Origin of the sequence: Sphingobium sp. TCM1, assembly GCF_001650725.1 — a bacterium.
In the GTDB taxonomy this organism is placed as follows: Bacteria; Pseudomonadota; Alphaproteobacteria; order Sphingomonadales; family Sphingomonadaceae; genus Sphingobium.
Genome location: NZ_LXVX01000034.1, coordinates 290,065 through 316,682 on the forward strand (window position 1 = coordinate 290,065; position 26,618 = coordinate 316,682).

Annotated in this window: 25 protein-coding genes; 15 read left to right on the plus strand and 10 right to left on the minus strand. The window is 62.3% G+C overall.

The window, feature by feature from the left end:
• Positions 1–34 precede the first annotated feature (34 nt).
• The 5 genes from A7Q26_RS18430 to A7Q26_RS18455 all read left to right on the plus strand — a co-directional run bounded on the left by A7Q26_RS18430 (position 35) and on the right by A7Q26_RS18455 (position 2,877).
• Positions 35–382 carry a DUF5983 family protein gene (locus A7Q26_RS18430; RefSeq protein WP_066862515.1) on the plus strand — a complete coding sequence of 116 codons (348 nt, stop codon included), beginning with the start codon at positions 35–37 and terminating at the stop codon, positions 380–382.
• On the plus strand, positions 379–585 hold the full coding sequence (locus tag A7Q26_RS18435; RefSeq protein WP_066862518.1) for a hypothetical protein: 207 nt from the start codon (positions 379–381) through the stop codon (positions 583–585). The genes A7Q26_RS18430 and A7Q26_RS18435 overlap by 4 nt, the downstream gene beginning before the upstream one ends.
• A gap of 40 nt (positions 586–625) precedes the next feature.
• The gene (locus A7Q26_RS18440) at positions 626–1,588 is read left to right on the plus strand and encodes a hypothetical protein (RefSeq protein WP_232313866.1); all 963 of its coding nucleotides are present in this window, start codon (positions 626–628) and stop codon (positions 1,586–1,588) included.
• A 70-nt stretch (positions 1,589–1,658) separates the two neighbouring features.
• Positions 1,659–2,159, plus strand: coding sequence for a hypothetical protein (locus A7Q26_RS18445; RefSeq protein WP_066862521.1), 501 nt, complete (start codon positions 1,659–1,661; stop codon positions 2,157–2,159).
• Between the two features lie 262 nt (positions 2,160–2,421).
• On the plus strand, positions 2,422–2,877 hold the full coding sequence (locus A7Q26_RS18455; RefSeq protein ID WP_198162977.1) for a DUF6988 family protein: 456 nt from the start codon (positions 2,422–2,424) through the stop codon (positions 2,875–2,877).
• A gap of 67 nt (positions 2,878–2,944) precedes the next feature.
• Here the strand turns inward: A7Q26_RS18455 and A7Q26_RS18460 are convergent, their stop codons facing one another.
• Both A7Q26_RS18460 and A7Q26_RS18465 read right to left on the minus strand, forming a co-directional pair.
• Entirely contained in the window at positions 2,945–3,607 is a 663-nt protein-coding gene (locus A7Q26_RS18460) for a UPF0149 family protein (protein WP_066862529.1), read from the minus strand.
• A 100-nt stretch (positions 3,608–3,707) separates the two neighbouring features.
• Entirely contained in the window at positions 3,708–4,097 is a 390-nt protein-coding gene (locus A7Q26_RS18465; protein WP_066862532.1) for a hypothetical protein, read from the minus strand.
• A gap of 160 nt (positions 4,098–4,257) precedes the next feature.
• Between A7Q26_RS18465 and A7Q26_RS26375 the strand changes: the two genes are divergently transcribed.
• On the plus strand, positions 4,258–4,464 hold the full coding sequence (locus A7Q26_RS26375) for a DUF5818 domain-containing protein (RefSeq protein WP_443018172.1): 207 nt from the start codon (positions 4,258–4,260) through the stop codon (positions 4,462–4,464).
• 144 nt (positions 4,465–4,608) lie between these two features.
• On the opposite strand, the gene A7Q26_RS18475 is transcribed toward A7Q26_RS26375, so the two are convergent.
• Entirely contained in the window at positions 4,609–6,048 is a 1,440-nt protein-coding gene (locus A7Q26_RS18475) for a hypothetical protein (RefSeq protein ID WP_066862538.1), read from the minus strand.
• A 124-nt stretch (positions 6,049–6,172) separates the two neighbouring features.
• Here A7Q26_RS18475 and A7Q26_RS24855 point away from each other — a divergent pair, with 124 nt between their 5' ends.
• Positions 6,173–7,162, plus strand: coding sequence for a S1 family peptidase (locus tag A7Q26_RS24855; protein ID WP_084439203.1), 990 nt, complete (start codon positions 6,173–6,175; stop codon positions 7,160–7,162).
• Positions 7,163–7,185: 23 nt separating this feature from the next.
• Here A7Q26_RS24855 and A7Q26_RS18485 read toward each other — a convergent pair whose 3' ends face one another.
• From A7Q26_RS18485 to A7Q26_RS18495, 3 genes are all read right to left on the minus strand, one after another.
• Entirely contained in the window at positions 7,186–7,980 is a 795-nt protein-coding gene (locus A7Q26_RS18485) for a hypothetical protein (protein WP_198162978.1), read from the minus strand.
• A gap of 362 nt (positions 7,981–8,342) precedes the next feature.
• Complete coding sequence (locus A7Q26_RS18490) at positions 8,343–9,782, minus strand: UvrD-helicase domain-containing protein (RefSeq protein WP_066862544.1); 1,440 nt, start codon at positions 9,780–9,782, stop codon at positions 8,343–8,345.
• Positions 9,751–11,469: an ATP-dependent nuclease gene (locus A7Q26_RS18495; protein ID WP_066862547.1), complete on the minus strand. Its 1,719-nt coding sequence runs from the start codon at positions 11,467–11,469 to the stop codon at positions 9,751–9,753. Before A7Q26_RS18495 ends, A7Q26_RS18490 begins: the two co-directional genes overlap by 32 nt.
• Before the next feature lie 176 nt (positions 11,470–11,645).
• Between A7Q26_RS18495 and A7Q26_RS18500 the strand changes: the two genes are divergently transcribed.
• Positions 11,646–12,113, plus strand: coding sequence for a hypothetical protein (locus tag A7Q26_RS18500; protein ID WP_066862550.1), 468 nt, complete (start codon positions 11,646–11,648; stop codon positions 12,111–12,113).
• A complete protein-coding gene (locus A7Q26_RS18505) occupies positions 12,058–13,230 on the plus strand; it encodes a DUF3800 domain-containing protein (RefSeq protein WP_157102610.1) in 1,173 nt (390 codons plus the stop codon). The genes A7Q26_RS18500 and A7Q26_RS18505 overlap by 56 nt, the downstream gene beginning before the upstream one ends.
• Positions 13,231–13,295: 65 nt before the next feature.
• Here the strand turns inward: A7Q26_RS18505 and A7Q26_RS18510 are convergent, their stop codons facing one another.
• From A7Q26_RS18510 to A7Q26_RS18520, 3 genes are read right to left on the minus strand one after another with little or no spacing between them, the layout of a single operon-like run.
• Positions 13,296–15,236 carry a hypothetical protein gene (locus tag A7Q26_RS18510; protein ID WP_066862556.1) on the minus strand — a complete coding sequence of 647 codons (1,941 nt, stop codon included), beginning with the start codon at positions 15,234–15,236 and terminating at the stop codon, positions 13,296–13,298.
• Entirely contained in the window at positions 15,233–15,784 is a 552-nt protein-coding gene (locus tag A7Q26_RS18515) for a hypothetical protein (RefSeq protein ID WP_066862560.1), read from the minus strand. Before A7Q26_RS18515 ends, A7Q26_RS18510 begins: the two co-directional genes overlap by 4 nt.
• Positions 15,781–17,016 carry a dsDNA nuclease domain-containing protein gene (locus A7Q26_RS18520; RefSeq protein WP_066862562.1) on the minus strand — a complete coding sequence of 412 codons (1,236 nt, stop codon included), beginning with the start codon at positions 17,014–17,016 and terminating at the stop codon, positions 15,781–15,783. Before A7Q26_RS18520 ends, A7Q26_RS18515 begins: the two co-directional genes overlap by 4 nt.
• An 841-nt stretch (positions 17,017–17,857) precedes the next feature.
• On the opposite strand from A7Q26_RS18520, the gene A7Q26_RS18525 reads away from it, so the two are divergent.
• Entirely contained in the window at positions 17,858–18,397 is a 540-nt protein-coding gene (locus tag A7Q26_RS18525) for a DUF736 domain-containing protein (protein ID WP_232313867.1), read from the plus strand.
• Between the two features lie 80 nt (positions 18,398–18,477).
• A complete protein-coding gene (locus A7Q26_RS18530; protein WP_066862568.1) occupies positions 18,478–19,491 on the plus strand; it encodes a DUF2493 domain-containing protein in 1,014 nt (337 codons plus the stop codon).
• A gap of 152 nt (positions 19,492–19,643) precedes the next feature.
• Here A7Q26_RS18530 and A7Q26_RS18535 read toward each other — a convergent pair whose 3' ends face one another.
• Entirely contained in the window at positions 19,644–19,970 is a 327-nt protein-coding gene (locus A7Q26_RS18535) for a hypothetical protein (RefSeq protein WP_066862571.1), read from the minus strand.
• Positions 19,971–20,437: 467 nt separating this feature from the next.
• Between A7Q26_RS18535 and A7Q26_RS18540 the strand changes: the two genes are divergently transcribed.
• The 4 genes from A7Q26_RS18540 to A7Q26_RS24860 are packed head-to-tail and all read left to right on the plus strand — an operon-like array spanning position 20,438 to position 26,277.
• Positions 20,438–20,740, plus strand: coding sequence for a hypothetical protein (locus A7Q26_RS18540; protein WP_066862573.1), 303 nt, complete (start codon positions 20,438–20,440; stop codon positions 20,738–20,740).
• Positions 20,737–22,785, plus strand: a complete 2,049-nt coding sequence (locus tag A7Q26_RS18545) for a type IV secretion system DNA-binding domain-containing protein (RefSeq protein WP_066862576.1) — start codon at positions 20,737–20,739, stop codon at positions 22,783–22,785. Before A7Q26_RS18540 ends, A7Q26_RS18545 begins: the two co-directional genes overlap by 4 nt.
• The gene (gene mobF / locus A7Q26_RS18550) at positions 22,782–25,754 is read left to right on the plus strand and encodes a MobF family relaxase (RefSeq protein WP_066862579.1); all 2,973 of its coding nucleotides are present in this window, start codon (positions 22,782–22,784) and stop codon (positions 25,752–25,754) included. Before A7Q26_RS18545 ends, mobF begins: the two co-directional genes overlap by 4 nt.
• Complete coding sequence (locus tag A7Q26_RS24860; protein ID WP_084439205.1) at positions 25,744–26,277, plus strand: lytic transglycosylase domain-containing protein; 534 nt, start codon at positions 25,744–25,746, stop codon at positions 26,275–26,277. Before mobF ends, A7Q26_RS24860 begins: the two co-directional genes overlap by 11 nt.
• Positions 26,278–26,618 lie beyond the last annotated feature (341 nt).

Genomic DNA, 26,618 nt, shown 5'->3' on the forward strand with positions numbered 1-26,618 from the left:
ATGCGTGCCTGCACGCCTTCAAAGGAGAACTCCCATGCGCCGTTCCGCGCTTATCGTCTGTTCGACCATCCACCTTCCCGTAGCTGAACGCCGCCATATCGACGGGCTGATCGCCACCGCGCCACGCGGCGCCGATAGCCGGGTCGAGGTTGGGCATACCGATCTCGTGATCGAGCCTTATGCCTATGGCTTCTTCGTCCACACCTGCCTGGTCGGCTGTGGCTCTGAGCGCCCGGACGACGTCAGCGTCGAATTCTGGGCGATCCTGACCCGCGCCTTCGACAGCGACGTTTCCTGGGTTCTGTTCGACCGCGACGAGCCCCTCTCGCCCGATCTGCCTGTCTTTCCCGACCTCGAACGACCCGAGGAGCATTCGTCATGATTGCCGCCGCCCAGATCGACGCCATCTCGCCAAAACGCAGCGCCCTAGCATCCTATGCGAACGCCTATGCCGTCGCCGTCCAACTGCGCCGCGCGACCGGGCGGCCGCAATATGTGCTGCGAACTGGCAATCCGTTGCAGCCCTTCCAGGTCACCAGCACCGGCCCGACCCACAGGCAAGCACTGCTGACCCTGATCGCCTGATCGCGCCGCTCGCCCAGCGCGAACGTCCGGAGAAACCATCATGACCGTTGCAGCATATCCGCCCCGGGCAGGGGCGATCGAGAGCCTGTGTCCAGAAGATTTTGCCGCGCCGGTGGTGGCGGCCTGGGGCGCAGGCGTCAATTCGACCGCGATGATCATCGAGCTCGTCCGACGGGGCGAGGCGCCCGAGATGGTCCTGCTGGCGGCAATGCCCGAGCAACCTCACACGATGGCGCTCATCCCCGTCTTTCGCGACTGGATGGACGCCCATGGCGTCGCCAACGAAATCGTCGAATATCAGGTCACACGCGTCAAGCACTGGCCGCCCTATAACGACCTGCTCGAAGCGTGTCTGACCAACGGCACGTTACCGTCGATCGCCTTCGGCCTCCACTCTTGTTCGGCGCGGCACAAGATTTCCCCACAAGATAAATGGGTCAAGCATTGGCAGCCCGCGCGCCGTGCGTGGGAGCGGGGACAGAAGGTCGTTCGGCTCATCGGCTATGACTGCTCCGCGCGCGACAATCAGCGCTACGCCCATCGCGAAGGGCATGCGTCCGATCTTTACCACTACCGATATCCCCTTCGGGAATGGGGTTGGAGCCGCGAGGATTGTGAGCGCTGTATCGCCGACGCTGGCCTGCCGCCTTTCGGCAAGAGCAGCTGCTTCTTTTGCACCGGCATGCAACCCGACGAGGTGCGCGCGCTGCCGATCGAGCAACTGAGGCTGATTGTCCTGCTGGAAGCGCGCGCTGCACCGCGCCTCAAAAGAGTCGAAGGACTTTGGCGCCGATCGACACGGACCCGGCCAGGATCGATGACGGCGTTCATTCGTGCCGAGCACCTGCTCGACGCATCCGACATCGACGCGATCATCGCATCAGCCCCGGCCGACCTCATAGGGTTCCAGGAAAACGCGGCCAGGGTCTCCCTCGAGCGGAGGCCCTCCATGCAATCCTGGCTCGACCGCTTCAACGACGGCGTCCAGCCGCTGGCGGCCTGAGCACGATCGCGTCAATCTGTCCGCGTCTCTGCTTGACGGGCAATCGCGCCAAGGGACCAATTCCGTCAGCATGCGCCTCATTGATCGACTTGCCGCGAGACGGATATACTATCACCGGCCGTTGCCGACTTTGCCCGATATTCTTCTGATCGATATCCCGTCGCAATTTTCGGGACCGGGACTTGCGCTTGATCGATACTATCCGGTGATCCTCGAAACGACTGCCGAAGCCCACGAATTCGAGGCATTTCTATGCGAACGGCGCGAACGGCTGATCGCGCCCGGATTGCTTGATCGTCGCCCATCGGCGCTTCATTCGGAAGACATCGTCTTCGCGCGCTACAGCCCGCCCGAGCCTGACTGGCCCTGGCTCCAACTGTGTTGCTGGCCGCGCCATTATGCGGCGTTTGCCATGGATCCAGATGAGATGTTTGCCCGCGGCGCCTATACGGTCGACGCCTTCGATGATGCCGACGACATCGGTGCGGCCGAAATCAGGCTGCTGGCGACCCTTGGCCCGGACGAGGCCCGACGCGTTCAATCAATTCCCGCCAACCTCGGCCGCGCCTGAGCAAAGCCGGCAGGTGGGCCGCCCAATTGCGGATGCGGCTATCAACCTTTCAATGTCATGATCTGCATGTATGGGCGCCCGGATCCGCGCGCCTCCACGAGGGACACAGATATGGCGATGGCCACCGCGATCGACGAGGCAAGGATCTCTCCGACTGGCTCTGGGACGGCATGGAGGGCCTCAAGGTCGATGCCGGGCTGCGCGAACGACTTGCACTGAGCGCCCTGGTGGTGGCCCTCCATCACCATAAGGCGCTTATTTTTTGCTTGAGAATGGCTCCTACCAATCCTTCATGGCGCTGCTGCGCCGGCAGATGGACGCCTGGGTGAATAGGGCGTGGCTTCATCGTTGCGCGACAGACGCGGAACTTGAGGAGTTCGCGTCCGGGAAGAGCCATGTGCAGCCCAGGGCGATCTTCGACCGATTGGAAGCTGAACTCGAAGGCGGTGTCGTCGCCGCGATCAAGGCTGGCCGCTGGAAGGAGATGTGCGACTTCACCCACACCGGGATTCTTCAGCTCCAGCGCAATCTGACCGCCGACACGGTCGAACCGAACTATGCGGTTGAGGACCTGCTGCGTGGACTGGAGCAGGCCAACGCCTGCGCGGTGATCGCTACAACCTTCGCCGCGGGTATCGCCAACGACACGGCGTTTGCCGACAAGCTTGTGGAGCACGCTATCGTCATCACAGAGGCAAAACCACCTGACTCAGCCTGACGTCCAATCGGTGTCGCCAGCCAAAGCCTGGGATCGAAATGCTGCACTTGCCGGCTTGCGTTATCCCTCAGTGCGTGCCGCAGCATTTCTTGTACTTTTTGCCAGATCCGCAAGGGCAGGGATCGTTGCGCCCGACTTTGGCACGCCGAACCGCCGCAGGTCGGTTGGAATCACTCTCCAGCCGCCATTGGTGCAGCATCTCGATCCAGATCGGGATCAGCTCGGGCGCCTCCCGGTCCCAGCGATCTTCCTCCGCGTCGGACAAATGGAGGTCACCGCTCGCAAAATCGTTGAGAGTTCGGATACCGTTCAGGGCGGCTTGGCACCCGGCGTCGTCATCTGCCTGAATCCGGGTCCATCCACCGGGCGCGATCGCCATGGCCTGCGTGAAGCCATCGATCCACATCTCCCACATGATCTCGTTGCTTCGGGTATCGACCTCCAGCAAGGGCGCATAGTCGCCCGGACATTCGAGCGATTGCAGGATTGCATGATAGTGCGTCATGATGAGATCGACCGCGGCCTGAAGGTCTGCCGCGGTCTCGAACTCAGGCTCGCCATCGCCTTCATCTCCTGCCCAGATCAGGGGTATCCATTGTCCAGGCGCGACAAGGTCCGGGCTGACGACGATGCCGGTCAGGAACCCGTCCAGTTGCGATATCAGCATGGCGTCGGGCTGATCGAGCAGCAGACGATCGAGTTTGTCGAGATAGGCCGGTTCGGAATCCATGGCTCTGACTAGCGTCCGGGCAAGATGGCGTCACCGCGTGAGCGCGGTAGAGCGAGCGAGCCGAGATTATCGCGGCCCTCGGCAAAAGACTGGCCCGGCCTTACCGTCCGAGGATCGCCGCCACGGGTCGCGCCATATCGACGCGCTGCTTCATCAGTGCAGTGAGCCAGGAAAGATGCGCCGCCGCATCGGCCAGCGGCAGTTCGCACACTTCCTCGAACAACTCCCGCTGGTAATCGAGGCCCCGCGCGAGGATGTCTCGCAGACGGAGCCGCGCCGGGCTATCATCGTCTTCGATCTCGGCATTCGCCTCGCGCGCGGCATCCAGAAATGCTTCCGCCAGTTCCTGGGCTTCATAATATCCGCCGTCCAGGCCTTCTGCCATGGCAAGGCTTGCCAGCCTGCGCCGGACCAGTGGCAGGTCAGGATCGACCGCCGCATCGTCGAGCGGCAGGTTGAAATCATAGGTGGCGACATAGTCCCGGATCATGCGCGTTTTCCTCTGCCGAGGATTGGAACATATATCGAACGATATTGCAATGTTCATCTTCGGCGTGGCATCCGGGCGCTATGATTCCTTCCCTTTTTGCCGATGCGCAGATCGGCCGCCGACCTCCAGCCTTTGTTTTCAGCCAGCCTGCGAATGGCGGATGGTGAGCGACAGCAAGGTTCCGCTGCGGCTGCGCGGCATTCTGCGGCTGAATGATCGAGGACCGCTCCTCGAGATCGACGACGGCCCTGTCTGGCGCCTTCAGACTGAGGATGATCTGGCTGAACTTCAGGATCAGGCGGTCAGGGTCGAGGCATGGCAGCGCGGAGCGAGCCTCCTGGAATTGCTCTGGATAGGGCCAGCGTGAAGCCTCCGCTCCGGCGGATATCGCCGGAGCCGGGTCAACTGAAGCCCCTGTCATGAAACCAACGGCGTCGGACCTGGCTTCGCCCTTTTCACCCATGCAGGCTTTTCTTTGACTGCGGTGGAGGAGACTGGTCGCAATCGGTTGCTATTTCTGAGCGTCACCGTCGGCTGCCGGCCGCAATGTCCACATGATATGGCTCCTGTCGCCCACCTCTGCGACAAATGCAGCGACGTCAACAGGTGCGAAATGCTGCGTCATCGAACCATAGGGATGAAAATGCGGCACGGAACTGGTGCGCTCGCCGTCGGGCGTAAGGAAATGATGGCCGGCGCCGGGAATCAACCTGGGGTCGAGGGGCAACTCGGCATTCGGATTATGAAAGACGTTCAGTCCCTCCACCCAACTCTCGTCATAGCCGGTGGAGTTGACGAGCACCCGGAACAGCTTGGGCTCGGAGGCATCGGGATCATGATCGACGGCCGTGCCCTGACGGATCAGGACGACATTGCCTGAGCCGAAGCCGGCAAGCAGGCCCATGCGGTTGAACTTCGAGATCGTCCCGCTCGCGCTCGTCAGCACCGCACCAACATGCTTGGCATCGGAAAGCCGGAAGAACCCCGAGGGGATCGCCTTGGTCCCGAACCTGTGTTCCTCGATCCGCTGCGGCTTGATGATGAGCCGACCTTCAGCATCCCGCTCGGTCACATGATCAAGACCATAGAGATAGCGCTCGAGCGACGACGCGGTGTGCATCATCGATCCGGGAGAGGAGAAATCGGCGACGGCAAGCACGAACGGCCCGCCTGCGATATGGGGGCGTTCCCAGTAGCGCTTTTTCAACTTACTGGACAACGGACTGCCGAATTTGATTGGCATATAGTCCCGCAAATAGGCATTTCTCTGCTCGGATGTCTCGCGGGGCGGAGGCGGGACAATCTGTCCGCCATCGCGCGTTGGCCCGACCGTAACCGCTTCGGCGCTGAATGCGCCGGCCAGCCCGCTGCAGACGAAGTCGGGCATCGGATGCGTCCGGTCGAGGACATAGCCAAGTTCGATAAAGGTCGCGAACAGATAGAGTTCCCAGATCCGCTGATCGAAACCGGTAGTCTGGAACTGCTCGACGAAGTTCCCGTCGGCATCCTCATACCAACGCATCATCGGCTCGATGATTCCCCGCGCCGGGGAGTAAACTTCCTCGCTGATCAATGCCACGAAGTCGGGGTTCAGCCGCTCGACGGGATGCACCGGGGTAAAGAAGTCGACTGGCTCGCCTTTTTCGTCGGCTTGCCAGTGCTCTTCGATGGGGACCTCGGCAGCGGCATCCATCGCCAGGGCAAGGTCCGCTTCGGCAGTTGCTGGATCGTTGACGAAAGCGGTCATAGCGACGCTTCGGAAGCGAAGCTTGCGGTCCTGGGCGAAGACCATGCCGAAATGGTCCCTGTCCGCTCTGTCGCGCAGCAGCATGCCGACGATCCGCCCGCCATCGACCTCGAAATAGCCGAGCTCGATTCCGAACAAGGCGGCTTGAGGTTGACGAGCATAGCCGGCGATAGCGTTGAAGCGAACAGGTGAGATCGGAGTCATCCCGGTCCTATAGCGCAAACCATGTTCTCCCGCGCCCTGCCGTCGAGCATCCGGTGTGGATACGTTCTACCTGGCGCGCCACTTCCGTCCTTGAACTCGCGGCTGATCGGCACACATCGATCAGATGGCATTTCCAATCGATCCCGCCTCTCACGGCAGTCTCGAGCAGTTTCTGATCCAGGACCCCTTCAACCTGCGCAAACAGATATTGCCGGTCCTGACCGTGGATAAGGACAACGGCTTCCTGACCGGTCTCGGAACAGCTTTTCTCGTCGATCCGTTCGGCACCTTCGTGACCGCCGTGCTCAAAGACCATTTCGAAACGCCGGAACTACGCGAAACAGCGGTCGCGACCGTTTTGTTCGGCATGGGACTGGGTTTCGGAACTGTTGGCCTCAGTTCCAAATACTTCGCACCGATCCGCGAAGCGATGAGCTGGCGCAAGGCGGTGCCGGAGCCACCGGTGCTGATCGGCGCGCCGCAGTCGCCGCGCATAGTCGCTGACGTGATGCGCTTCCATGTCGATGCCAGCGCGGTACCTGGGCCGCAGTCGGCGCCGCCCCTGCCAGTCCGGCTGTCCGGTCGACGTCCTGAGGTCGCTGACCGTGTGCTGGCGATCGGCTATCCCGAACTGACCTGCCTCAAGCATGACGAACCTGACAAGACGATGCGCTTTACCGAGCGGATGTACGGCGCAGTCGGCACGATCACAGGTCTGCTGCCGCAGGGGCGTGGCCTTAGCTACCCCTGGCCGCTGATCGAGGTCGAAGCGCATTGGCGCAGCGGCATGAGTGGCGGCCCGGTGTTCAACGAACTGGGCGAAGTGATCGGACTGGTCAGCTTCTCGCTGGAGCCCGACGGCGATCTGCCCGGCGTCGGTTACGCAACTGACCTGGCGGACGTGCAACTACATCGCCTCGCACCGGGCATCGACCCGTCCAATCCAGGATCGGCGCTCGGCTTCGGTGTGCTGCGCAGCGCGCCATGGCATCTGGCCGGCATTTTCCCAGACGAGGCCCAAGCCGAGGCATTTCGGCACGATCTTGGCGAAAGCTACGAGGTGCGGTTCGGATCCCACCGAATCGGCTCGGACGATTTCATGAGCTCGAGCTAGCTTCGGCTTACCCAATCTTCCGGTTAACGGCTCTCGCCTCGTAGCCGTTGGCGCAGCCGCTTCACATAGGCGGCATCGACGACATCGTCTGGCCCCAGATCCAGCGCGCAATTGGCAAGCGTTGCGAGCGTGCTGTCGCTGAGCTTGAAGCCGCGCGGAATATGTCCATGGCTGGCCGTGTCATTCTCCATGATCAACTCGAACAACGCCTTGAAGAAGTCCGCCCGTGACCCGCGCGAACCCGTGGTGGCGGCCCTGGTGAGCGAATCCGTGGCGGCGGTGCCGGCGATATCGGCATCCTGCCCGATCACCCGAACAACCTCAGCCAGGCTCGGCCAATATTTGAGATCGTAGCGGCTGCTAAGCGGTTTCAACTCATCGCGGAGATGAAAGCGGTAGAAGCCGTTCTCGCTCGACGCTGCGTCAATCACATCGACGATATGATAATGGGTGTCGCTCGCGAAGCCGGAGGTGTTGCCGATCTCGGAGCGCTCTTCGAGCAGTCCGGCAAGATCCATCGCCAGTTCGGCGATCTCGCGGTTCACCTCCTCCAGCCGGTTGCGGGCATCACGCGCGTCGGCGACCCGCTCGGGGTTCCAGAATGCCGCGACATTGGTGACGATGCCGAGCATCGTCTCTATTCCGTAGGGCCGTGCGTGGAGCTTCTCATGGATCTCCGCATAAGCCTCGACCAGTTCAAGGCGCCGATCGAGCAGACGGTCGATGATCCTGTTCTCGCTGGGCAGGATCGCCTTCTCGATATTGCCTGCCTTGTCCGCGCGGAGGATGTCTTCACAAATCTGGGTGGGGTCGGTCATCGATGCTGTCGCCATTCCTGGATCCTGTCGTGGTGGAAGCTGCATCCTATCGTCAACCGGAACAGGGTGTCGGCACCTGAAGCACATTTTCTTGGGTGCGGTTCAGGTACCTTAAGAGATACTTTGCGTTCCGCTTGCGACTGAAGGCCCGGCTCACGGATTAAGCCGCAACAACGGCATATGGCGCGATGACATCATGCCAGTCATTGAGGGCGAATCGGATATCTTGCTGCTTCTGGCCCCTGTCCCCGGAAGCGTTGAACGCAGCTGACGCCGTCGATGTGCGCGATGGTCTCGATCGCTCGATCGGGCAGCGACTGGGCCTGGATGGCAGCATGCGGTCCGGATGATCCAAGATCGGATCAGCCAAGGATCGGAGACTGCGAGCAGATCACCAGTTGCCGGGAGCCGCGCGTCATCGCCACATAAAGATGGCGGGCATCGAGGTTATCAGCGCCCAGAACCACCGCAACATCGGCCTCGAGTCCCTTGAGCAGCAACGTGCTCCCGACAGCGCGGCGGGGGAGTGAACGCCCGACGAGACGATATTCCTCCCGCATCGCGATCACCGTGTCGACAAACGCCGTGCCGTCGCGCTCGCACCGCTGCAGCGCCTGCATGCATGCCCGAAACACTGCCGGCCGAAACACGCGGGCGCCGCTCTGCTTGTTCAGTTCGACCAAAAGTGTGGCGACACGCTGATGGCACCTGTCCGCCTCGAAGGCGAGCGCGGCGCTCTCGATCTCATTGGCCTCTTTTCGGGCCTGCCCGCGGCGCAACGTGTCGAGCCGCTGCACCAATTGGGTTGTGCCCACATTGGTCATGAGTTTCTGGGCGAAATCGAGAATCTGGCCCGTCGCCAGCGGACTGGCAAGGTCGAGCGCCTCGGCAAAAGCGGTCAGATCCCGCAGATCCACCGCCTCGACCGTGACGGCCCCGGGCGTCTGGCTGGCAAACCGCTGCTGGCTCCCCGGATTGCGAGAGTCGCCGATAATCAGAACTGAGCCGTCGGCGACAGGGGATCGGCTCTGACAGGCACCAAGCTGCTTGGGGTGATCGTTCTGGCTGCCATCGAGCTGGATCCAGCGTACCTCCGGGGCTGCCTGCCTCAGGTCGATCTTGCGTCCTGCATGTAGCTCGCCCCGCACATGAAGGAGCCATCGGCCGAAAGGCTCGGTCCCCGCATTGGTCCATCGCCAGGGATCGCCCAGCGTGCCCGCCAGACCGAAATGGCCCAGCACCTGTCCATCCCAGTCGGCCAGCGGATCGTTGCGGTCGAAGCCGAAGATCGCCTGCATCGGATCTCCCACCACCGCGGTCGGCAACAGGGCCGAGAGGGCGCAGACCAGTTGATGCTGAAGCCCGGAACAGTCCTGATATTCGTCGACCAGTAGCCGCGCGTAGCTGGCCTGGATCACATCGGAGACATGACCCGACAGAAGCAGTTGCGCTGCCGCGCGGCGGATCGCCACATAGCCTGGTGTCCGTCCTTCGAGGATCGCCGGATCATGACCCGAGCGCAGGGGGAAGGTCTTGATCAGACGCATGGCCCAGCCGTCGATGGTCGCCAGCCGGTAATGGCGCGGCTGCACGCCGGCACGGTCGAGCCGCCCCCTCAGCGCCGCCACGCCGGCATTGGTATGGGTAAGGACCAGGATCGGCGCGGCCCCCGCGTGGCGAGACAGCGCCCGGCTCAGCAATTCGGTCTTGCCGCAGCCGGCTGGAGCGACGACGGACCCGCGTCCAATCGACAACAGGTCAGGCCCGCCGTCAGCCACGGTCGATCCACGCGAAGATCGCATCGATCGTCGGGCGAAGCTGGCCTCCGGTCGTTTGATGCAGATCCGGTGCGACAATCTCCTGCGCGACCGCCTCCATCGCGCTGACGTTCTTGAACCATCCCTTGCGGGTGCGAGATGCCCGGCCGAGCATGGTGCGGGTGTCGGCATCGATGCTGCCGAAGGCGAGCAAGTTCTTCACAGTCTCTAGCTGATAGGCGTTCTGCGACACCGAACGGATATGATCGGCGACCACGCTCTCTTCCTTGAGATCGATCGCCCGTTCGAGCAGAAGCTTCACGCCTCCGATCGACAGCGACACGAACAACTCATCCTCGAGTGCATGCCCATCGGTCCATTTGAAAACCTGCCCGCCGGCCTGAAGGAAGCCCGCCTCGAGATTGCCGTGCACCGCGATATCGTTGTCGCGCAGCACGGCGGTGCGATAGCCCATCTGCTGGAACGCGGTCGCGCGGGCAAAGGTCGTGTCCCCACCGCCATCGACGAGGGCGACACCAAGCGCGGTCAGCGACGGCCGGTTCGTCGCTTGCCGATAGAGGTCGAGCCCCCGGATCAACCCCACCTCACTCGCGCCCTCGCAGACGAGCACCGACCGGGCGAGCAGCGCATCTGGAAATTTGCGAACTGTCCCCTGGACGTCGCCTGCGCGCGCCATCCACGACACCGTGTGCCCGAATGGCCCCGGCCGCACGACGTGGAGTTGCTGGATCGACAATTCCCGCACCGCGACCGGCGAATGGCTGGTGACGAAGGCCTGCAACGGCGGGTTCGTCTCCTTCGCGCCCAGTTCGGCCAGTAGTCGAATGATCCGGTGCGGCTCCAGACCATGCTCCAGTTCGTCGATAAGGATCATCGGCGCTTCGCCCGCGACATGCCGCTGCAACCCGGCAACGAGCAGACGGACGGACCCCAAACCGAGACCACGCAAAGGCACCCCATCACCGCCATGGAGCGAGATCGTGCCACCGGTGACATTCACCCCATGGGCGTCGAGCAGCGCTTGCACCTGTCCGGCGATCGGCACACCGAGGCGCCCGGCCGTTGCCTGAACCGCGGCAAGGGCTTCGCCCAACTGATCCTTTGCCTTGTCGCCAAAGGTTATGCGTGCGTCGCGCGCCGCTTGCGCAATGGCCGAGGCAGCGCTGGCCCGTTCCTCGGACACCTTGTTCAGAATCGAGCCCCGCTTCCAGCTCAGATTATGCTCACCCGATTGCCCGAGCCGGGTCGGCGCAAGACGCACACGATCCGCCCAACTCAGACCGCGCGACTGCCCCAGCGCCGCAGCCCGTTCGGAGACAAGCTGCCATTGTGGTTCGAGATCGTCCCCAACCGAAAGCTCGACCGTCAGCACCGTATCGAGGCCACTTCCTGGTTCGGGCTCAATAGCGCCAGTTTGAAAATTGAAGCCGCGCAGATACAGTCCATAGGCCTCCATTGAGCGGAGATGGCTGTCGAGTTCGCCCAGCGTCACGCCGATCCGGATGGGCTGTTCAAGCTGGAGCCGATGGAAGTCATCATCGCAGAAGGTGAGGTTCCGCCGCGCGCCGAGGCAGAAGTCGATCGCATCGAGAATGGTCGATTTTCCGCTGTCGCCCGGTCCAATCAGGCAGTTGATGCCCGCCAGCGGAAACCAGTCGAGCGTGGCAATCGACCGAAAATTCCTGATCTCGACCTTGCGAATCCGTGCCATTCAGCGCCATGCCCCCAAAAACTACATGCCGAACACTAGCGGCTGGCAGCGGCAGCCGATAGTCAAAGTCCCGTAAAGGGGAGGGTTATCGACCGATCACAACTCCCGCTCAGACATCGTTTGGCCCCACTCCTGTATGGGCGCTGGCAAGAGCAGATATTGGGAGCCGTCGAGCGATGCGTCGTGAGGGAATCGATCAGGATCTGCGGAATCTGGCCTTCGACTTTTTCTACTGGTTCTCCCGCTTCGAGTTCGCGCTGAAGGAAAAGCGCTTCCTCAAAAGCGAGACTACCGGCGCGCGCGCAGAACCTAACTGGGACAAGTTCGTGAAAGCGCATCGGGCCGCTTATGTCGTCACGCCTGCCGGGACCGCGCTCATCGCCGAAAACCCCCGGCGGCAGATCGTGGGTGATCCCGATCATGATTTCGAGGATCTGCCGTTCTCTCCGAACACTGCCGATCTCGACAGGGTCGTGGCTTTTGCCAAGACCGTGCGGAACAACCTCTTCCATGGCGGCAAGCATGGGCACGATCAGTGGGACGATCCGGACCGCATGCGCCGCCTGCTTCAACTGACGATTACCGTGCTTGCGGAACTGGCAGCGCTGGGCGACTTCGGCGGCGATTATGACCGCTATTACTGAGGGGGCGACCGCGATGAGCCCCACTTCCTACTTCATTGACGAGAGCGGCCATGGCGGCGATCTGGCTTCGGCGAAGGCACTCGATTTCGCCAACCAGCCCGTGTTCGCGCTCGCCTGTATCGGCGTGGCCGACGAGCAAGGTCTCGCCGATGAGCTGGAGCGCCTCCGCGTGGCCCATCGGTGCGGATCGGGTGAACTCAAATCGGACATGGCCCGGCTTGCGCACTTCGTCACCGACCTTGCGCTTTATCTCGAAGCACGTGATTGCCCGGTCTTTATCGAGCTGGTCGACAAGCGCTTCTTTATCGCCATCCACATCGTGAACAATCTGCTCTGCGGTGGTCTCGGAACCGACCGGGTGCCCATGCCGGTGCGCACTGCGGTCGCCGAATTCCTGACCGATGGGCCGTCAGACCAGATCCTGCTCGACTATATGGCGGCCTGCCGGAGCCCGTCGATCGCGGCAATCCGGACCCTCCTGCAGGTGCTCTGGATCTGGCTCGACGCATCGGATGAAGAGCTCGCCCGCATGGCGCAATTCCTCACCATGGAGGCACGCGACCGCCTCAATCTGGGAGAGGCTGCGCTGGAGGATTTCCTGCCGCTCGCCGATCGGACCGAAACCGACCGCATGGTCTGGATGCTGCCCAACCTCACCTCGCTCACCAACATCTATGCCCGGATCAATCTGTCCCGGCCCGATGGCGTCGACGGCATCACCCTCGTTCATGACGAGCAATTGCAATATGGCTCCGTCCTTGCGGATAACAAAATCTTGATGGAAGACCTCGCCCGGCAGGGGAATGCGCCGTCGGCGCTCTTCGCCAACTACGATCTATCCGGCGTGGCGGCCCTCCGTTTCGCCGCGAGCACGAGCGAGGTCTGCCTACAGGCTGCTGACCTGCTGGCGGGTTGCGCGATGCGCTTTGCCCGCGGCGCTATAAGGAAACGCCGTAAGCCTGATCCTGCTCTTCGGGATGCGTTCTTTGAGCTGCTCGGGCTCACCGACGCGAGCGAGGGGCGGGGGATCAATCTCGTTTTCACTTACGCGGCGCTTGAGAAAATGGGCGTGCCGGTCTTCCGGTTGCCGCCATGGCTCGACCTTGATCATGTCTGATGATGAGCATCGAGGGTCCCCCGACATCTTGATGCGACGTCGACCACAGCATTGACGTCGGCTCCTCACGGACCGTGATAGTAGGAGATCAGTGGCGGATTTTCGGGATCGTCCTCGGTCATTAGGCGATCGGTGAACTCCAGCGTGTTATCATCCGGCGGCTCAACCAGAAGCTGATCGACGATGATCACCTGATGGTCGGAGAGATCGCTCTCGGCGACCTCATAGAGATATCGGTAGAACGCCTGAACGAGCTCGGGATTGATGTCGGGCGTGATGTTCTTGAGGGGCGTATCGATCATGAGCAGCGTGGGTACGGGCAGGTCATGTTCGGCCGCCGTGCGGTGAAGTGCCAGCGCGAAGCATATCGTCAGTAGTGTCTTCTTGCCACCACTTCCCGCGGTATAAAAGCTGTATCCCGCCGCTTCGTCGCCACCGGGCCATATCTCCGGGATCATCGTGCGCCGATTGATGTGGACCTGATCCGCGCTGCTCACGCCTGGGACGTGAGTTGCCACCAACGCCTTGAGGAAATTGTCTTCGAGCGCAGCGAAATTTGCATCTGCCTTGCTCAGACGCCGCTGCTCCGCGACGATCTCCCGCTCAAGGCGCTCCAAGTCGGCGGACAGGTCATCCGCGTCCTCGATCATCTTCGTGACAGCGTCCGGCATTGCGCTCACACGATCCAGGAAGCGTGCGCGTTCATCAAGTTCGGCCAACTCGCGCTGTGCATCACGCGTGCGCGCCAGGCGATCCGATTCATAGGTTGCAAGGAGGTCGGCAACGCGCCGGTCGAGTAGGTTTTTGTCCGAGAGCACCGCCGCAATGCGTGCTTCCTGCCGCTTTTTCGCGATCCCATGTCGGCGAAGTGACGCCTCGATGTCCGCCAGCCGCGCGTCGAGGTCGCTGTTGATCGATGCGGGCGTGATCGCGCTCTCGTCGGGCCGGAGGGGTTGCAGGCACAAATAGCAATCGTCCCCATGCGATCGGTGCGTGCTCACCGCCTGGCCGCATTGAGGGCAATTTTCGAAGGCGCTGCCTGCCAGGACCGCGCGGGCACGGTCGGCCCTGGCGACCTTAAACTTCATCGACAATAGCTCGGATCGAAGCTCGCGCTGCTCATTGAGCCGAAAATTCAGATCCTCCAGCGTCTCACGCTCGCGCTCCAGCATGTCAGACATCTTCCGGAGCTGCACACGCTGCTCATCAACGAAATGGGTGTCGCTCAAATAGGCCGCTGTGTCGTCGCCAAGAAGACGACGCAGTTCTGCAGCGCGCGAGCGCACCTTCTCAAGTTCTGTCGCGATCTGCCCCACAGATGCAAAATCAAACTCGCGCAGGAACTCCCGGATCCGGTCAGCGGCGTCTCGCTTTGCGCGCTGCTCCGTTCGCGTCTGGTCATATTGAATCTGCAGGGTGCTAAGCACCTCGCTGTAATAGCCGGTGAAGAAGTTGAGGCTATCCTTGCTCTTCTCCGCGAGCACTGGCGTGTTCAGCCGGAAAAAGGAGGAGTCGAGTTCCTCCTGCTCGAGGTAGCAGAATTTGAAAAGATCGCGGAAGCTCAGCCGCACCATCGGCGAGTCCTCGTCTCCAGTGCGCTTGCGCACCCGGATGATCGGATAGCCGAGGAGCCGGAAGAGCAAGTCACTCAGGTTGACCACGTCGGTCCCGAACACGACCGGGCCATCGCCTTTCGCGCGAACCTGCAAACTGACCGGACCGTCCTCCGGATCCATCCATGAGACCCTGACGAATCCTTCTCCCCTGCTTCGTTCGATCAGTACATCGAGATCGCCCACCTTCAGCGTCAAGGCGGCCGCCAGGAACTCCCGTTGGATCGCGGTCGTCATCTCGAGATTCCCGCCGAGGCAGAAATCGATAAGTCGAACGACCGTGGATTTTCCGAGACTGAGGGTGCCATGGATGAAGGTGATGTTTCGCGAGAAGGTCAGCACCTCCTCACTCTGGCGGCACAACAGCTTGAGCGTTTGAAGGTGGATTTTCATTGGTCGATCATCTCGCCCATGCGCAGGGAAGCCACTTCCGGGAAATTCTCGTAGATGAAGTCCATCAACGTCGTAGCGGTGAGGTTCAGGTGCCGCTTGAGCAGCACGGCCCGCTGGCGAATGCCGGCATATTCCGGCTCGTTTTTCAGTGTCTCGGCTGCAGAACGGCCGCGCTGCGTCTGGCCGATGATGACCGTCCGCCCCGCGGTGTGCACGTGGATCAGGCCGCGGCCTGCCAATGTGTTGAGGAAACGCCTGTAGCGGTGATCCCACGGACCATATTTGAAGCGCACCATTCGGGCCTCAATCGAATTGCGTTCGAAATCCTCGACCTTCACCTGGGACGCGTCGCTGCCCCGCACGCGGATCGCTCGCTCGAGAAAGGCGGGGTAGCGCAGTAGAAAATCGAGCTTGGCGAGCTTGGTCAGGCCTTCGATCTTTTGCTCGCCCGCTTTGCCTGCGAAGGCATCTATGAGAACCAGCAGGCGACCCAAATGGAGGGAATCATCGCCTTCGAGGTGATTGACGATTTCAGGAAGGGTGCTCATGCGTCTGGTGCCGCTGGAGACAGGTTGCGATCAGCGCTCCACCAGACCTTGCACTCCTCGGAAAGCAGACCCGCCGTGCCGACGAGATGCTCCGCCCGGCAGCCGAAAAGGCTCTCGCTCTCGCCTATGGCCGTCTCACGAGTACGACCTCGCAAATCGGCAAGCATCGCTTGGCCATAGGCGCTCGCCCCCGTCGATGTCTCGGCCTCAGACTCCCGCGCGGCGCGGTTAGCGAGGTACTGGAAATGGGCGAGCCGGCGGTTTGCCTCGGCCAGCCCAAACTTCTCCTTCCATCCCAGGAACGTTCGCTCGAGGGAGGCGACGTCGTCCTTCATCTGCTCTACATCGGCATAGCCGATGCCGCCTGCCGCCATTTTCAGTTCCATTCGGCCCAGACCCGGCGGGATGCTTTCGCGGGCGATAAACTCCCGGATACTGAGCAGCTCCCGGTCATCTGCCGCCGCCGGTGTTGTGAGCTTCGCCATCAACTCCCGGTCGAGGCGCTTCCTCCTGGTGCGGAGCGCTTCCACATGTTCGGCAAAATCCTCGCCGACCGCGTGCGATTCCAGAACATAGCCATCCAACGCGAGCGAGCTGACGTTCCAGATATGCGCACGGATCGCATCAGCCATGCGATAGAGTTCGAAGACCGACTGGTTGCCCAGCATCTCGATCTCGCCGAGCGCCCGTACAAGGTCCTGTTCCGGCTGATCGATGCCGGTCTTGCGTTGCTCGAGGCGTACCTTGCCGAGCGCTGCGATGACATGCTCCTGCGCCATGGCTGTGCTTTGTGCGAATTCGGCAAGGCACTTGCGCACTTTGTGACGCGGGCTGAGCCCCTCAAGACCTGGATTGTCGCGGCAGCAGCTTAGAACTGTCCCGACATCGTCACCGGCGTCGCTATCATGAAACACGAAGTTGGTGGCGAGGACGAACCGCTCGAACTGCCCAGGGTAACGCGCATCGCGGACACAAAAACGTTTCAGTGCTCCAGATACAGATTTGTCCGACAGTCGAAATTGCGGCTGATCGAGCTCGCGCGTCTTGACTTGAATGCCAGTGAAAAGGCCATTAGCGCCCTCAACAAGAACATCCTCCAGATGCTCGCAATAGACACTACGGACCGACGAGCCGGGTGCGAGCATCTGAAGCGCCTTCAGTGCCGTATAGTTGATCTGGTACCGGAAGCGCCGCTGAACTTCATCTCCCGGATCGCGGGGCAGGTCACTCATCTTGCTTCTCGCCCTCCCTGCTCGGAAGACGCCGCCCGGTCCTTCCCTCTCTGTACCCGCTATGGGTATCACCTTTACATCTCGGATCAAGTTCATGGTGTGTGAGGGAGGCGGACCCGACTTGTTACCGCTCGGTTGCCAACCTGATTGAGTGGGACGCGCAAGGCAGCAACATCTCTTTTGCGACAGCGCATCTGAGGGCGGCTGCCCGCTTGCGCGGGCACCGGGCTCTATCTTCGCTTCGCTCCGACCAAGCCCCTTCGGGTCTTGGCGGCTGACGCCGTAACGATCCCTTCCGCAGGCGATGGGGCAGGGGAGGCGCTCCTTCCGGGACGACATGACGTGCGGCACGCGCAGCGCAATGCAGGCTTCGCCTAAGGAATCGCGCTAGTCGCGCGATGGGACACGTGGAGCCAGCAGACAAGCCATCACCCCCTTCGCCGCCTCGCAGGATCCGCGCGTTGCAGAACCGGGGCGGGGATGCAACGAGTTGCGTCGCCAAGCTGCGCTAGCTGAAAATGGGCCGGCGACGTTTGTCTGTTTGTCAACAGAAGCGCCGGCCCATTTTCAGCAAGCTTCGCTAGGCTCCCGTGCCTGTTGCATCCCCGCCCCGGCCCTGCGCCTTCGGACCTGCGAAGGCGGCTCCGGGTGCGATGACTTGTCGGCCGGCCCACGCTCCCTTTTCCATTCAAACAGAACCGTCCGCTTGCGCGGACGGTGCGTCTTTGTGCCTGTTGGCCGCTTCGCGGCTGTTTCTTGCTCAGGCTCACCAGGTACGATGAAATTCTGTCAAGAAATCAATGTCATGGATGGTTTGGAGGGGAGAGAGTAGAGTTCAGATGTGGCCTGGAAAGAGAAACGGACCACAGCACAGAGAAAGGATGAAGTCATGAAGATCGGTAACTTCAAATTTGACGAGCGCGTGGGCGATATTGTCGGCAAGATAGCCACCCGCGAGATGCGCTTTCCTTACCTCATCATGCGCCGCGTCGAGGATCGTCAGTCCGATAGCGCCCCCGTCTATGAGATTTACGAGACGAACCGCGCGGGCGACGAAATCCAGATCGGCGTGGTCTGGGAACGCAAGATGCGCTCCAACGACGAAGTGTTCCTGTCCGGCATGATCGACGATCCGAGCTTTAGCGTGCCTCTCCCCATCGCCTTGTTCGGGGACGAGACGAACGGCTTCGACGTTCAGTGGCGGCGCGAGCGTGACCGCGAGGCGCAAGGCAACGGCTTTGGCGGGCGCAATGGCGGCGGCAATCGCGGCGGCGGTTTCGGCGGGCGTTCGGGCGGCGGTTTCTCCGGCGGCAGCACCGCAGGGGCAGACGGCGGATATACCGGAAACGGGCGCAGCCTTGACGATGAGGTGCCGTTCTAAGCGATACCCGAGACGGGCCGGGGGAGCGCTGGAACGCTTCCCCGGTCCTGAACCGCTACCCCGTCACAAGGAACCATCCCATGAGCAAGCCAACGGCCTTGAGCAGCGTTAGCAGCTTTGCAGACCTGCCGGAACTCTATGCCGAACTCACCGCCACGCCCGATTTCATGGCCTCTTTCGGCGATCCGATCCCGCTTTCCATCATGGAACCGGGCGACGAACCCGCCGAGCATCAGATGCCCGAACCGATCGCGGCGCAGGCGGAATGCGGCGGTATCGTCGCGACCATTTTCGACCTGTTCACCGACACCCGCCTTGAAGCCCTCGCCCCCGAACTCGCATGGGGGTTCGTCAACAGCTTCCATTTCGTGGCGGGGAAGCTGGAGCGCGAAGAGGATCGGCTTGCCGATACCCTTCGCGATATGGCGCGAAGGCTTGAGCCGGGCGAAGTCTTCAACAAGGAACTGGAAGACACCCAGCTTGAATGCCAGTCGGTTGCCGAACAGCGCGCCGCCATGGAAGCCATGCGCGACTATGCCGCCGCCATGTTCCGGGCCTATGCGGGCCGCCCATGGTCCCCGGTACGAGGATCGCGCGCGTCCCATGTCACCACCGCCAGCCAGATTTCGGCGCTCGACTTCCTGCGGGCACGATCCGAACGGCGACGCGACCGATACGACCCGCAAGGCCCCGTCATTGTCGTGTCCGGCCCGCAGGACTGGCACGACTGGCGCATTGTCTGGAACCGGCTCGATCAGATCAGGACGCGCATTCCCGCCATGGTGCTTGTCACCACCGGGCAGCGCCTTGGCGTGGATGCAGCCGCCGCCGCATGGGCCGCGCAAAGGGGCGTGGTCTGCATCGCGTTCGGGCTTTATGGGCGCGGCAAGGGCAAGGGCTTCAAGCGCAATCGCGACATTGCCGAGCTTATGCCGGTGGAAGCCATCTTGTGCGAAGGGTCGGGCATCCAGTCGAGCCTCTACGACCTGTTCAACCCTGAGCAGGGGCACCGCGTTCCGACCCACGTTTTCATGAGGACCGATCAGGAACCCGCCATGCCGATCAAGCGCAGGCGGCGCGTCATAGCCGCCTGATCGGAAAGCTGCGCTGAAACGAGAGGCCGGGGCGGGGAACCGCTCCCGGCCCCTTGTCGTGCCTTTGGCACGAGCGAGGGAAACCCGAACTGTTTCCCCCACGCCGCTCCTTTTGCCGGGCCTGCGGCCCGCCAAACTCGCTCCCCCTTCCGCTAAGGATGCACCGCCTTTGAGGCATCATCCCCACCCGACGAGGGGAGCGCTCCACGCTTTCGGGATGGCGCGGGCGAGGATTCCGCCTGGACGCCAACGGCCGACAAACCCTTGAGCGCGGCAATGGCAACAGCGCCGCCAACCCTGATCGCATGGCCCAGCACATCGCGAAATTCACGCTCGCTTAAGCGCTCGACCGGCAATTCCGTCACCAGCTTTCCATATTGCACGCGCAATCCACGCCGCACCGTCTCGGCTTCCCGCGCGAGATTTTGCTGATCGGCCTCGATCTTCGCGAGACGCTCGCGTTCCGTCATCTTGGGCATTCTCTAGACTCCTTCGCAAAGGAGGTCTGCCCGCCAACCTCGATTATCTATCAGGGAGCCTCCGCTTGCAACGCCTTGCCCATCATCGGCGCGAAGAAATCCGACCGCATCTCCCCGATCGGGAGACCCGCCGCGACCAGAATCGGGCAGGCGCAGCGGGCAAGCGTGCTGCGAAGGCGGGACGCACGCCGGAGGCGGTTGTAATGCACCCCACGCACGGGTGCTGCGGGCGCGAATCGCGTGAATTTCTGCGGCTTTGCGCAGGCACAGCGCGGCTGTCGCTCTGGCACTGATCGGCTGCCGCCGGCAGCCAGCCGGTGTCGCATCTGCGGCTAAGTGCCTGATCGGGCTTGGCACTATGTGGCAGCCATCGGCAGTTTCGATAAATTGTTGAGATCGCTGCGTAATTCGGCTATAAGGATAGGGCTTCACCACGTTGCTGGCGTGCCGGACAAGGAGTCCGCCGCTTGGCACGCATCACGATACGCATAGACGATGACCTCTATGCGCGCCTTTGCATGAAGGCGCGCAACGACGGCCTCGGCGCCGCGACCTATTGTCGCGACATCCTCGAACGCTTCGAAGGCTCCGATCCTTCAGGCTACCATGCCCGCTTCGATGAGCTCCATGCGACGGTCATTCAGGCCTTCGCCATCCTTGCCACGTCGGTCGGCGAGCGTTCGCCCGACATACTCCAGAAGGGATTGGGCGAAGCGCGCCGGCTCCTCCGCGAAAGGGGGCTGCTCGATCCCCAGCAGGACCGGCCATGAGCATCTTCCGACACGACACGCTGGGTTCCTGGACGAGGGGCGGCCAGGCCATCGTCCACAATGTCCGCATGACCACCCAGGTCTTCTATCAGACCTTCCTCGCGGGACTGGTGATCTGGATCGGCGGCATCATCTGGTATGCGCTCGAAAAGTCGTCCGAATACGAACGCTTCGTGATGCTCAAGATCACGCAGGCATATTTCATGGGCGACACACTGCCCGGCAACGCGACACCGATCCTGTTCAAGACCCCGGCCGGGCAGCAATACTGGACCACTCCCAAAGGACTGATCAACTCCGGTGTCGCGCATAAGACGCTCGCCGCCTTCGAGACCTACCTACTCCACGGGGCGATGCTTGCCGGTCTGTTCGCCCTCGCCATGCTGGGATGGGCCTGGTTCTATTTCACCCGAACGGGGAGGGGCCTCGGCTCCAACCAGTTCCTGCGCGGGGCTCGATTCGGAACGGTCAAGCAGGTCCGCCGGGCCCTCTGGCGTTATGCCAAGGGCAGCTTTGACATTGGCGGGGTCAATGTGCCGGATGCCTTCGAGCCTGAGCACATCCTCATCTGCGGCGCGCCCGGTACCGGCAAGACCAACATCATCGTCAAGATGCTCCACGGCATCCGCAAGCGGAAGCGCCGTGCCATCGTCTATGACACCGCCGGGACCTTCGTTGAGAAATTCTACCGGCCCGGGATCGACGTTCTCCTGAACCCGCTCGATGCCCGGGCGGACTGCTGGTCGCCCTGGGTCGATGTACCGCGCGACTATCACTACGACCAGATCGCCGAGTCCACTATCCCCGACAGGACCGGCGATCCCTTCTGGGCCAAGGCCGCGCGCGGCACGCTGGTTGCTGTCCTGAGGAAGCTGGCGAAGCAGGAACGTACGCTCGTTTCGATCCTGCTCGACACGCTGCTGCGGTCCAAGCTGAAGGATCTCGCGGCCTTCGCTGCCGGCACCGATGCGGCGGCGTTCATCTCGACCGAGGGTGAGCGCACGAGTGCCGGTATCCAGGCCGAGCTTGCCTCGGTGATGCGCAGTTTTTCCTATCTCGATGATACCGCTGACGGGTTCTCGATCCGCGACTGGGTAGCCAACGAGCGGGACGACAGCTGGCTGTTCATCACTGTCAAGGCGGATCAGCTTCCCTCGCTGCGCCCCCTGATCACGGTATGGCTCGACATCGCCATCAGCGCGATCATGAGCATGGCGCCGGATCGCAACCGGCGCCTCTATTGCGTGATCGACGAACTACCGACGCTCCAGCGACTGCCGTCGCTCGGCGACTTCCTTGCGCGCGCCCGCAAATATGGCGGCTGCGGCATCCTCGGCTTCCAGAGCTACCCGCAGCTCGAAGCGACCTATGGCATCCAGGATGCCGCGGCGATCACCGGATACTGCTCAACCTGGGTAGCTCTCCGAGCCAACGACACCCCCACAGCGAAGCATGTCAGCGAGAACCTTGGACAGGTCGAGCAGGTCGAAGCCAATGAGGGCATGTCCTATGGCGTCAACGACATGCGCGATGGTGTGAACCTCTCGCGCATGCAGGTGACGCGGCCGCTGGTCATGCACACCGAGGTCACCAATCTGCCCAACCTCATGGGCTATCTGCGCTTCGGTCGCAGTCTGCCGGTGGTCAGGTTCGAGGATAGCTATCACAAGGTGGCCTCTCTTGGCGAGGCCTTCGAGGAACGGACGACAGCGCCGGTCAGGATGACCGTGCCGGCGGGTGCGGTGCCCGTCGTCCCCGTGGCACCGTCTCCTCCGGCCAGGCCAAAGCCTGCGCCTTCCAAGCGGCGCCGGCCCGCTCGCGGTGGGCAGGATACTGAACTGCCGCTCTCCCAGCCCGAGGAACCGGCGATCGTGCCGGACAGCACGCCGGATGGCAGTGCCGTGCAGCCGCCTCCCCATCCGCAGGGTGATCATGATCAAACAATGCCAACGCCACCACTCGAACTTTTCGGCAAGCCCGCGGGCTTCCGCCTTCAGCAGCATGGTCGCCATGGCGGCGCGCGCAACAAGGCGAGGCCGGCATGATCAATCCGATCCGTCTCAAGGGGAAACCCGCCAACATCGCCCGCTATTATACGGTCGGCGATTATTACACCAAAGGCGCCGAGGAGCAGTCCGAATGGGGCGGCAAGATCGCCGCCGAGCTCGGGTTGGAGGGCAAAGTCGATCCCGCCATCTTCAAGGAACTCCTGGCCGGGAAGGTCGGCGATCAGCAACTCGGCCGCCGCCGCTCCGACGGCGAGATACAGCATCATCCCGGCTGGGACTTTGCCGTCAACGCTCCCAAATCGGTGTCGATCATGGCGCTGGTAGCCGGCGATAACCGGATCATCGAGGCGCATGAAAAGGCTGTCGGGGTGGCGCTCTCCTACCTCGAGGAGCACGCCACGATGCGCCACCGTGTTGATGGCGAAGTGACCGAGAAGACGACAGGTCGCCTGATCTACGCGCGGTTCACCGAGCATGCTTCGCGCGAGCTCGACCCGCACCTCCACACCCACGTCGTCGTCATGAACATCACCGACGAAAGCGACGGCACCAGAAAGGTCAGCCTCGAAACCCGGGCGATGTTCGCCGAGCAGATGGCTGCCGGACAGTCATATCGGAATGAACTCGCGCATCTTCTCAAGGAGCTCGGTTACGCCGTCGAGTTTGACCCGCGGCGCGGCCTCTTCGAAATAAGGGGAGTCCCCAAGGATCTGATCACGGACATGTCGCAACGCGCCGGGCAGATCGACGCGCACGCGAAGGAGCATGGGCTGACCGGGCAGGCCGCGCGTCAGCAATCCTTCTACGTCACCCGAGGACCGAAGCAGAAAGCGTCACTTGAGGACCTTCGTCAACGGTGGAACGGCCGGCTCGGCCAATATGCCGAGGCGGTAAAAGATACCCGGGCGAATGCCGAAAAGCGAGGAGAGAGGCCGGTCGAGGTCGATCCCGCCACCGCCGCACGGGCGATGCTGTTCGGCATCCGGCAATCCGAAGGCAAGGAGGCCGTCAACAACCTGGGGCGGTTGTTGCAGACGGCGTTGGCCTCGCATGTGGGTGAAGTGCGCCTTTCTGATGTGCGTCCTGTTGTCGAGGAGCATCAGGCACGGGCCAAGCTTCTCGAAACCAGGCATCGTACCGGGGACGATATCCACACGCGCGGTCGTACGACACGCAAGACCGCTCGCCTGGAACTGGCTTTGTCGGACCAGCTCGCGCTCGCCCTCAATGACGCGCGTCCGTTGGCCTCGGTCGAGGCGCTGCGCGATGCGGGAATATCCCGGAACCTCAAACCCCAGCAGCGCACCGCGCTGCTGCACATCGGAGCGTCCGAGCATCGGGTTGTGGCGGTGCATGGTGTGGCGGGCTCTGGGAAATCGACCATCATTGGCGCGTTGCGCGAGGCGGTGGGGGAAGAGGCCACGCTGATCGCGTTGGCGCCTACCTCATCGGCGGCCGGTGAATTGGGGCTCAAGGCCGGGATCGAGTCGCGCACGGTCGCGAGCCTGCTCGCCACCGGAGGGGTAAAGCTCGACGATAGCCATGTCCTCGTTGTCGATGAGGCGGGCCAGCTCGGTAATCGCCAGGCGATGCGACTGCTCGAGATCAGTCGGGCCACCGGCGCGCGCCTCATCCTGCTTGGCGATACCCGGCAGACGGGGGCGATCGAGCAGGGCAAGCCCTTCTGGCTGATGATGCGCCTTGGCTTGCCCAAGGCCGAGTTGAAGGATCCGATCCGGCAGGAGGCGGAGGGTATCACCAAGGCAGTCCGCCTCGCCCGCCTTCAGAATTACGACGGCTCGATCGGGGCTCTCGACAAGTTCGTCAGCGGCGACAGCAGCGAAAAGCTCGCAGCCGCGATGGTCGCGGACTGGACGAGGCTGAGCCCCGAGCAGCGAGCGAGGACCAACATCCTGGTGCTCGAAAACGCAACCCGCCTAATCGTCAACACCAAGGTTCGCGAGGCACTGAAAACCGAGGGTGCCATCGCGGCCGAGGAAACCCGACTGTCGATCCTGTCCCCGTCTGGGATGACCGATCAGGAGAAGCATTTCGCGCGCTTCTATTCCCGGGGGCAGGTCGTGACGTTCTCGCGCGACAATGCCGGACTCGGGATCGCACGCGACGCGGAATACAGGGTGATCGGGGTACGGCGTGATACTCGCGGCCGCCAAACGGTCAATCTGGTCGACGAGCATGGCCGTACGATCCAGTGGGATCCGCGCCTCGGTCGGGCGTCTCAGATCAATGTTTTCCAGGAAGAGAAGCGGGCCCTTGCCGCCGGCGACCGTATCCAATGGCGCCTCGTCAACAAGGAACTCGATCTCAAGAATGCCGAGCGGGGCACCGTGGAGCGTCTTGAAGGTGCCGTTGCGACGATACGTTGGGACAGGGACGGGCGAAGCCAGGAGGTCGACCTCTCCCGGCACAAAAACTGGGATCACGGCTACGGAGAGACCGTCTACTCCGCGCAATCCAAGACCTCTGATCGGGTTTATGTCCTGGCGCCGGTCAACTCGCCGCTGGTCACCGGACAGAACTATTACACCGCGATCACCCGTGCGAGGTTCGGCGCTAGCCTCTGGACCGAAAATCGGGAACGCCTCGTCGAAAAGCTGAAAGCGCGATCGGGCGAGAAGACCTCCTCGCTGCAAGGGCTGGGGCGGGTCGAACGAGACAATATCGAGGGGCGGATGGCCCGCCACGGGGAGCGTTGGGATCGGCTTCGTGAGGAGCAGCGCACCGAACGCGAGGCCCGTAGGGAGCACCTATGGTCGCAAACTGAACCGCCCACGATTTCCCAGCCAGAAGGGTTGGCTGAGCGCATCGCGCATCGCGCGCAATCCTCAGCATCCTTCCTCGATCGTTGGATAGTGTCACTTCTCGACAGAAGTGCCGACCGAGCTGTTGACCGGGAGGGACGCTCCACGACCACCGCATCGCAACCGGCCCCGGAACCTGCACAGGCTCCCTCCCACGATCGCGGAGGCGGCCATGATCGATAATCCCAAGTGCCTCGCGGCGCCCGCTATCCTGGCGGTCCTGCTTGTCGCCTCCCAGCCGGCTAGCGCAGCTGCGCGATTATCGCCGCAACACGAGGCGCGGCTGGGGATGTGCATTCGGGATGCCGCAGGCGGACGCGGCTGGCTTGAAAAGACCTTGTGGGGGCTTCGCGATCAGGAAGCAGGATGGATCGGTGCGGAGGTTCACAACAGCAACGGCAGCCATGATCTGGGGCCGCTTCAGATCAACAGCTTCTGGGTTCCTAGGCTGGCTGTGTTAACAGGGCGACCCGCTCGCGATATCCGCTTCTGGTTGATCAACGATCCATGTTTCAATGTTCAGGCCGCTCGATGGATATTCCTTTTGGCGCTCAGCGCCACAGGTGACTATTGGAAAGCCGTTGGGGCTTATCACAGTCCAACGGATCGGCGGCAGCGGCGGTATGCCGCATCCGTTTCACGCCATCTCGCACATCGCTTCGGCAGTCGCGTCTTCGCAATAGATTCCTCGGTGGCACAGCCATGAGGCGAACGAGACTCGAGACCACCAATTACGGCGAGGTGAAGCCTGTTCCCGACGACTCAGCTGCCTCCCCACCCTTTCATCATACGGATCGGCCTTCCGGTAGGGAGGATCGCTGGACTATTAGACGGAACGCGCTGTCCCGCCAGTTGGTCCTTGATGCCCAAGTGGTTTTCACACGCCGGCTGCAAAGGCCTGTTTCCGAGAACGAGGCGAGGAACCTGCTCGGAAATCTTGCAGACTACGTCTGGATGCTGGTCCAATGGGAGGTGTCCGGCGCTGACCCAGCTGTGGTTGCGGCGGAAAAGAATCGGCCTGCCAAACCCCGTGGTCGACCGAGGAAA

What these genes read in the sequence shown, in the direction of transcription:
- A7Q26_RS18510 (WP_066862556.1), bottom strand. Translation starts at nt 15,236, where the DNA reads ATGAAAATCCACCTTCAAACGCTCAAGCTGTTGTGCCGCCAGAGTGAG.
- A7Q26_RS18545 (WP_066862576.1), top strand. Translation starts at nt 20,737, where the DNA reads ATGAGCATCTTCCGACACGACACGCTGGGTTCCTGGACGAGGGGCGGC.
- A7Q26_RS18465 (WP_066862532.1), bottom strand. Translation starts at nt 4,097, where the DNA reads ATGATCCGGGACTATGTCGCCACCTATGATTTCAACCTGCCGCTCGAC.
- A7Q26_RS18440 (WP_232313866.1), top strand. Translation starts at nt 626, where the DNA reads ATGACCGTTGCAGCATATCCGCCCCGGGCAGGGGCGATCGAGAGCCTG.
- A7Q26_RS18460 (WP_066862529.1), bottom strand. Translation starts at nt 3,607, where the DNA reads ATGGATTCCGAACCGGCCTATCTCGACAAACTCGATCGTCTGCTGCTC.
- A7Q26_RS18435 (WP_066862518.1), top strand. Translation starts at nt 379, where the DNA reads ATGATTGCCGCCGCCCAGATCGACGCCATCTCGCCAAAACGCAGCGCC.
- A7Q26_RS18500 (WP_066862550.1), top strand. Translation starts at nt 11,646, where the DNA reads ATGCGTCGTGAGGGAATCGATCAGGATCTGCGGAATCTGGCCTTCGAC.
- A7Q26_RS26375 (WP_443018172.1), top strand. Translation starts at nt 4,258, where the DNA reads ATGGTGAGCGACAGCAAGGTTCCGCTGCGGCTGCGCGGCATTCTGCGG.
- A7Q26_RS18445 (WP_066862521.1), top strand. Translation starts at nt 1,659, where the DNA reads ATGCGCCTCATTGATCGACTTGCCGCGAGACGGATATACTATCACCGG.
- A7Q26_RS18430 (WP_066862515.1), top strand. Translation starts at nt 35, where the DNA reads ATGCGCCGTTCCGCGCTTATCGTCTGTTCGACCATCCACCTTCCCGTA.
- A7Q26_RS18535 (WP_066862571.1), bottom strand. Translation starts at nt 19,970, where the DNA reads ATGCCCAAGATGACGGAACGCGAGCGTCTCGCGAAGATCGAGGCCGAT.
- A7Q26_RS18495 (WP_066862547.1), bottom strand. Translation starts at nt 11,469, where the DNA reads ATGGCACGGATTCGCAAGGTCGAGATCAGGAATTTTCGGTCGATTGCC.
- A7Q26_RS24860 (WP_084439205.1), top strand. Translation starts at nt 25,744, where the DNA reads ATGATCGATAATCCCAAGTGCCTCGCGGCGCCCGCTATCCTGGCGGTC.
- A7Q26_RS18485 (WP_198162978.1), bottom strand. Translation starts at nt 7,980, where the DNA reads ATGACCGACCCCACCCAGATTTGTGAAGACATCCTCCGCGCGGACAAG.
- A7Q26_RS18515 (WP_066862560.1), bottom strand. Translation starts at nt 15,784, where the DNA reads ATGAGCACCCTTCCTGAAATCGTCAATCACCTCGAAGGCGATGATTCC.
- A7Q26_RS18475 (WP_066862538.1), bottom strand. Translation starts at nt 6,048, where the DNA reads ATGACTCCGATCTCACCTGTTCGCTTCAACGCTATCGCCGGCTATGCT.
- A7Q26_RS18530 (WP_066862568.1), top strand. Translation starts at nt 18,478, where the DNA reads ATGAGCAAGCCAACGGCCTTGAGCAGCGTTAGCAGCTTTGCAGACCTG.
- A7Q26_RS18520 (WP_066862562.1), bottom strand. Translation starts at nt 17,016, where the DNA reads ATGAGTGACCTGCCCCGCGATCCGGGAGATGAAGTTCAGCGGCGCTTC.
- mobF (WP_066862579.1), top strand. Translation starts at nt 22,782, where the DNA reads ATGATCAATCCGATCCGTCTCAAGGGGAAACCCGCCAACATCGCCCGC.
- A7Q26_RS24855 (WP_084439203.1), top strand. Translation starts at nt 6,173, where the DNA reads ATGGCATTTCCAATCGATCCCGCCTCTCACGGCAGTCTCGAGCAGTTT.
- A7Q26_RS18490 (WP_066862544.1), bottom strand. Translation starts at nt 9,782, where the DNA reads ATGCGATCTTCGCGTGGATCGACCGTGGCTGACGGCGGGCCTGACCTG.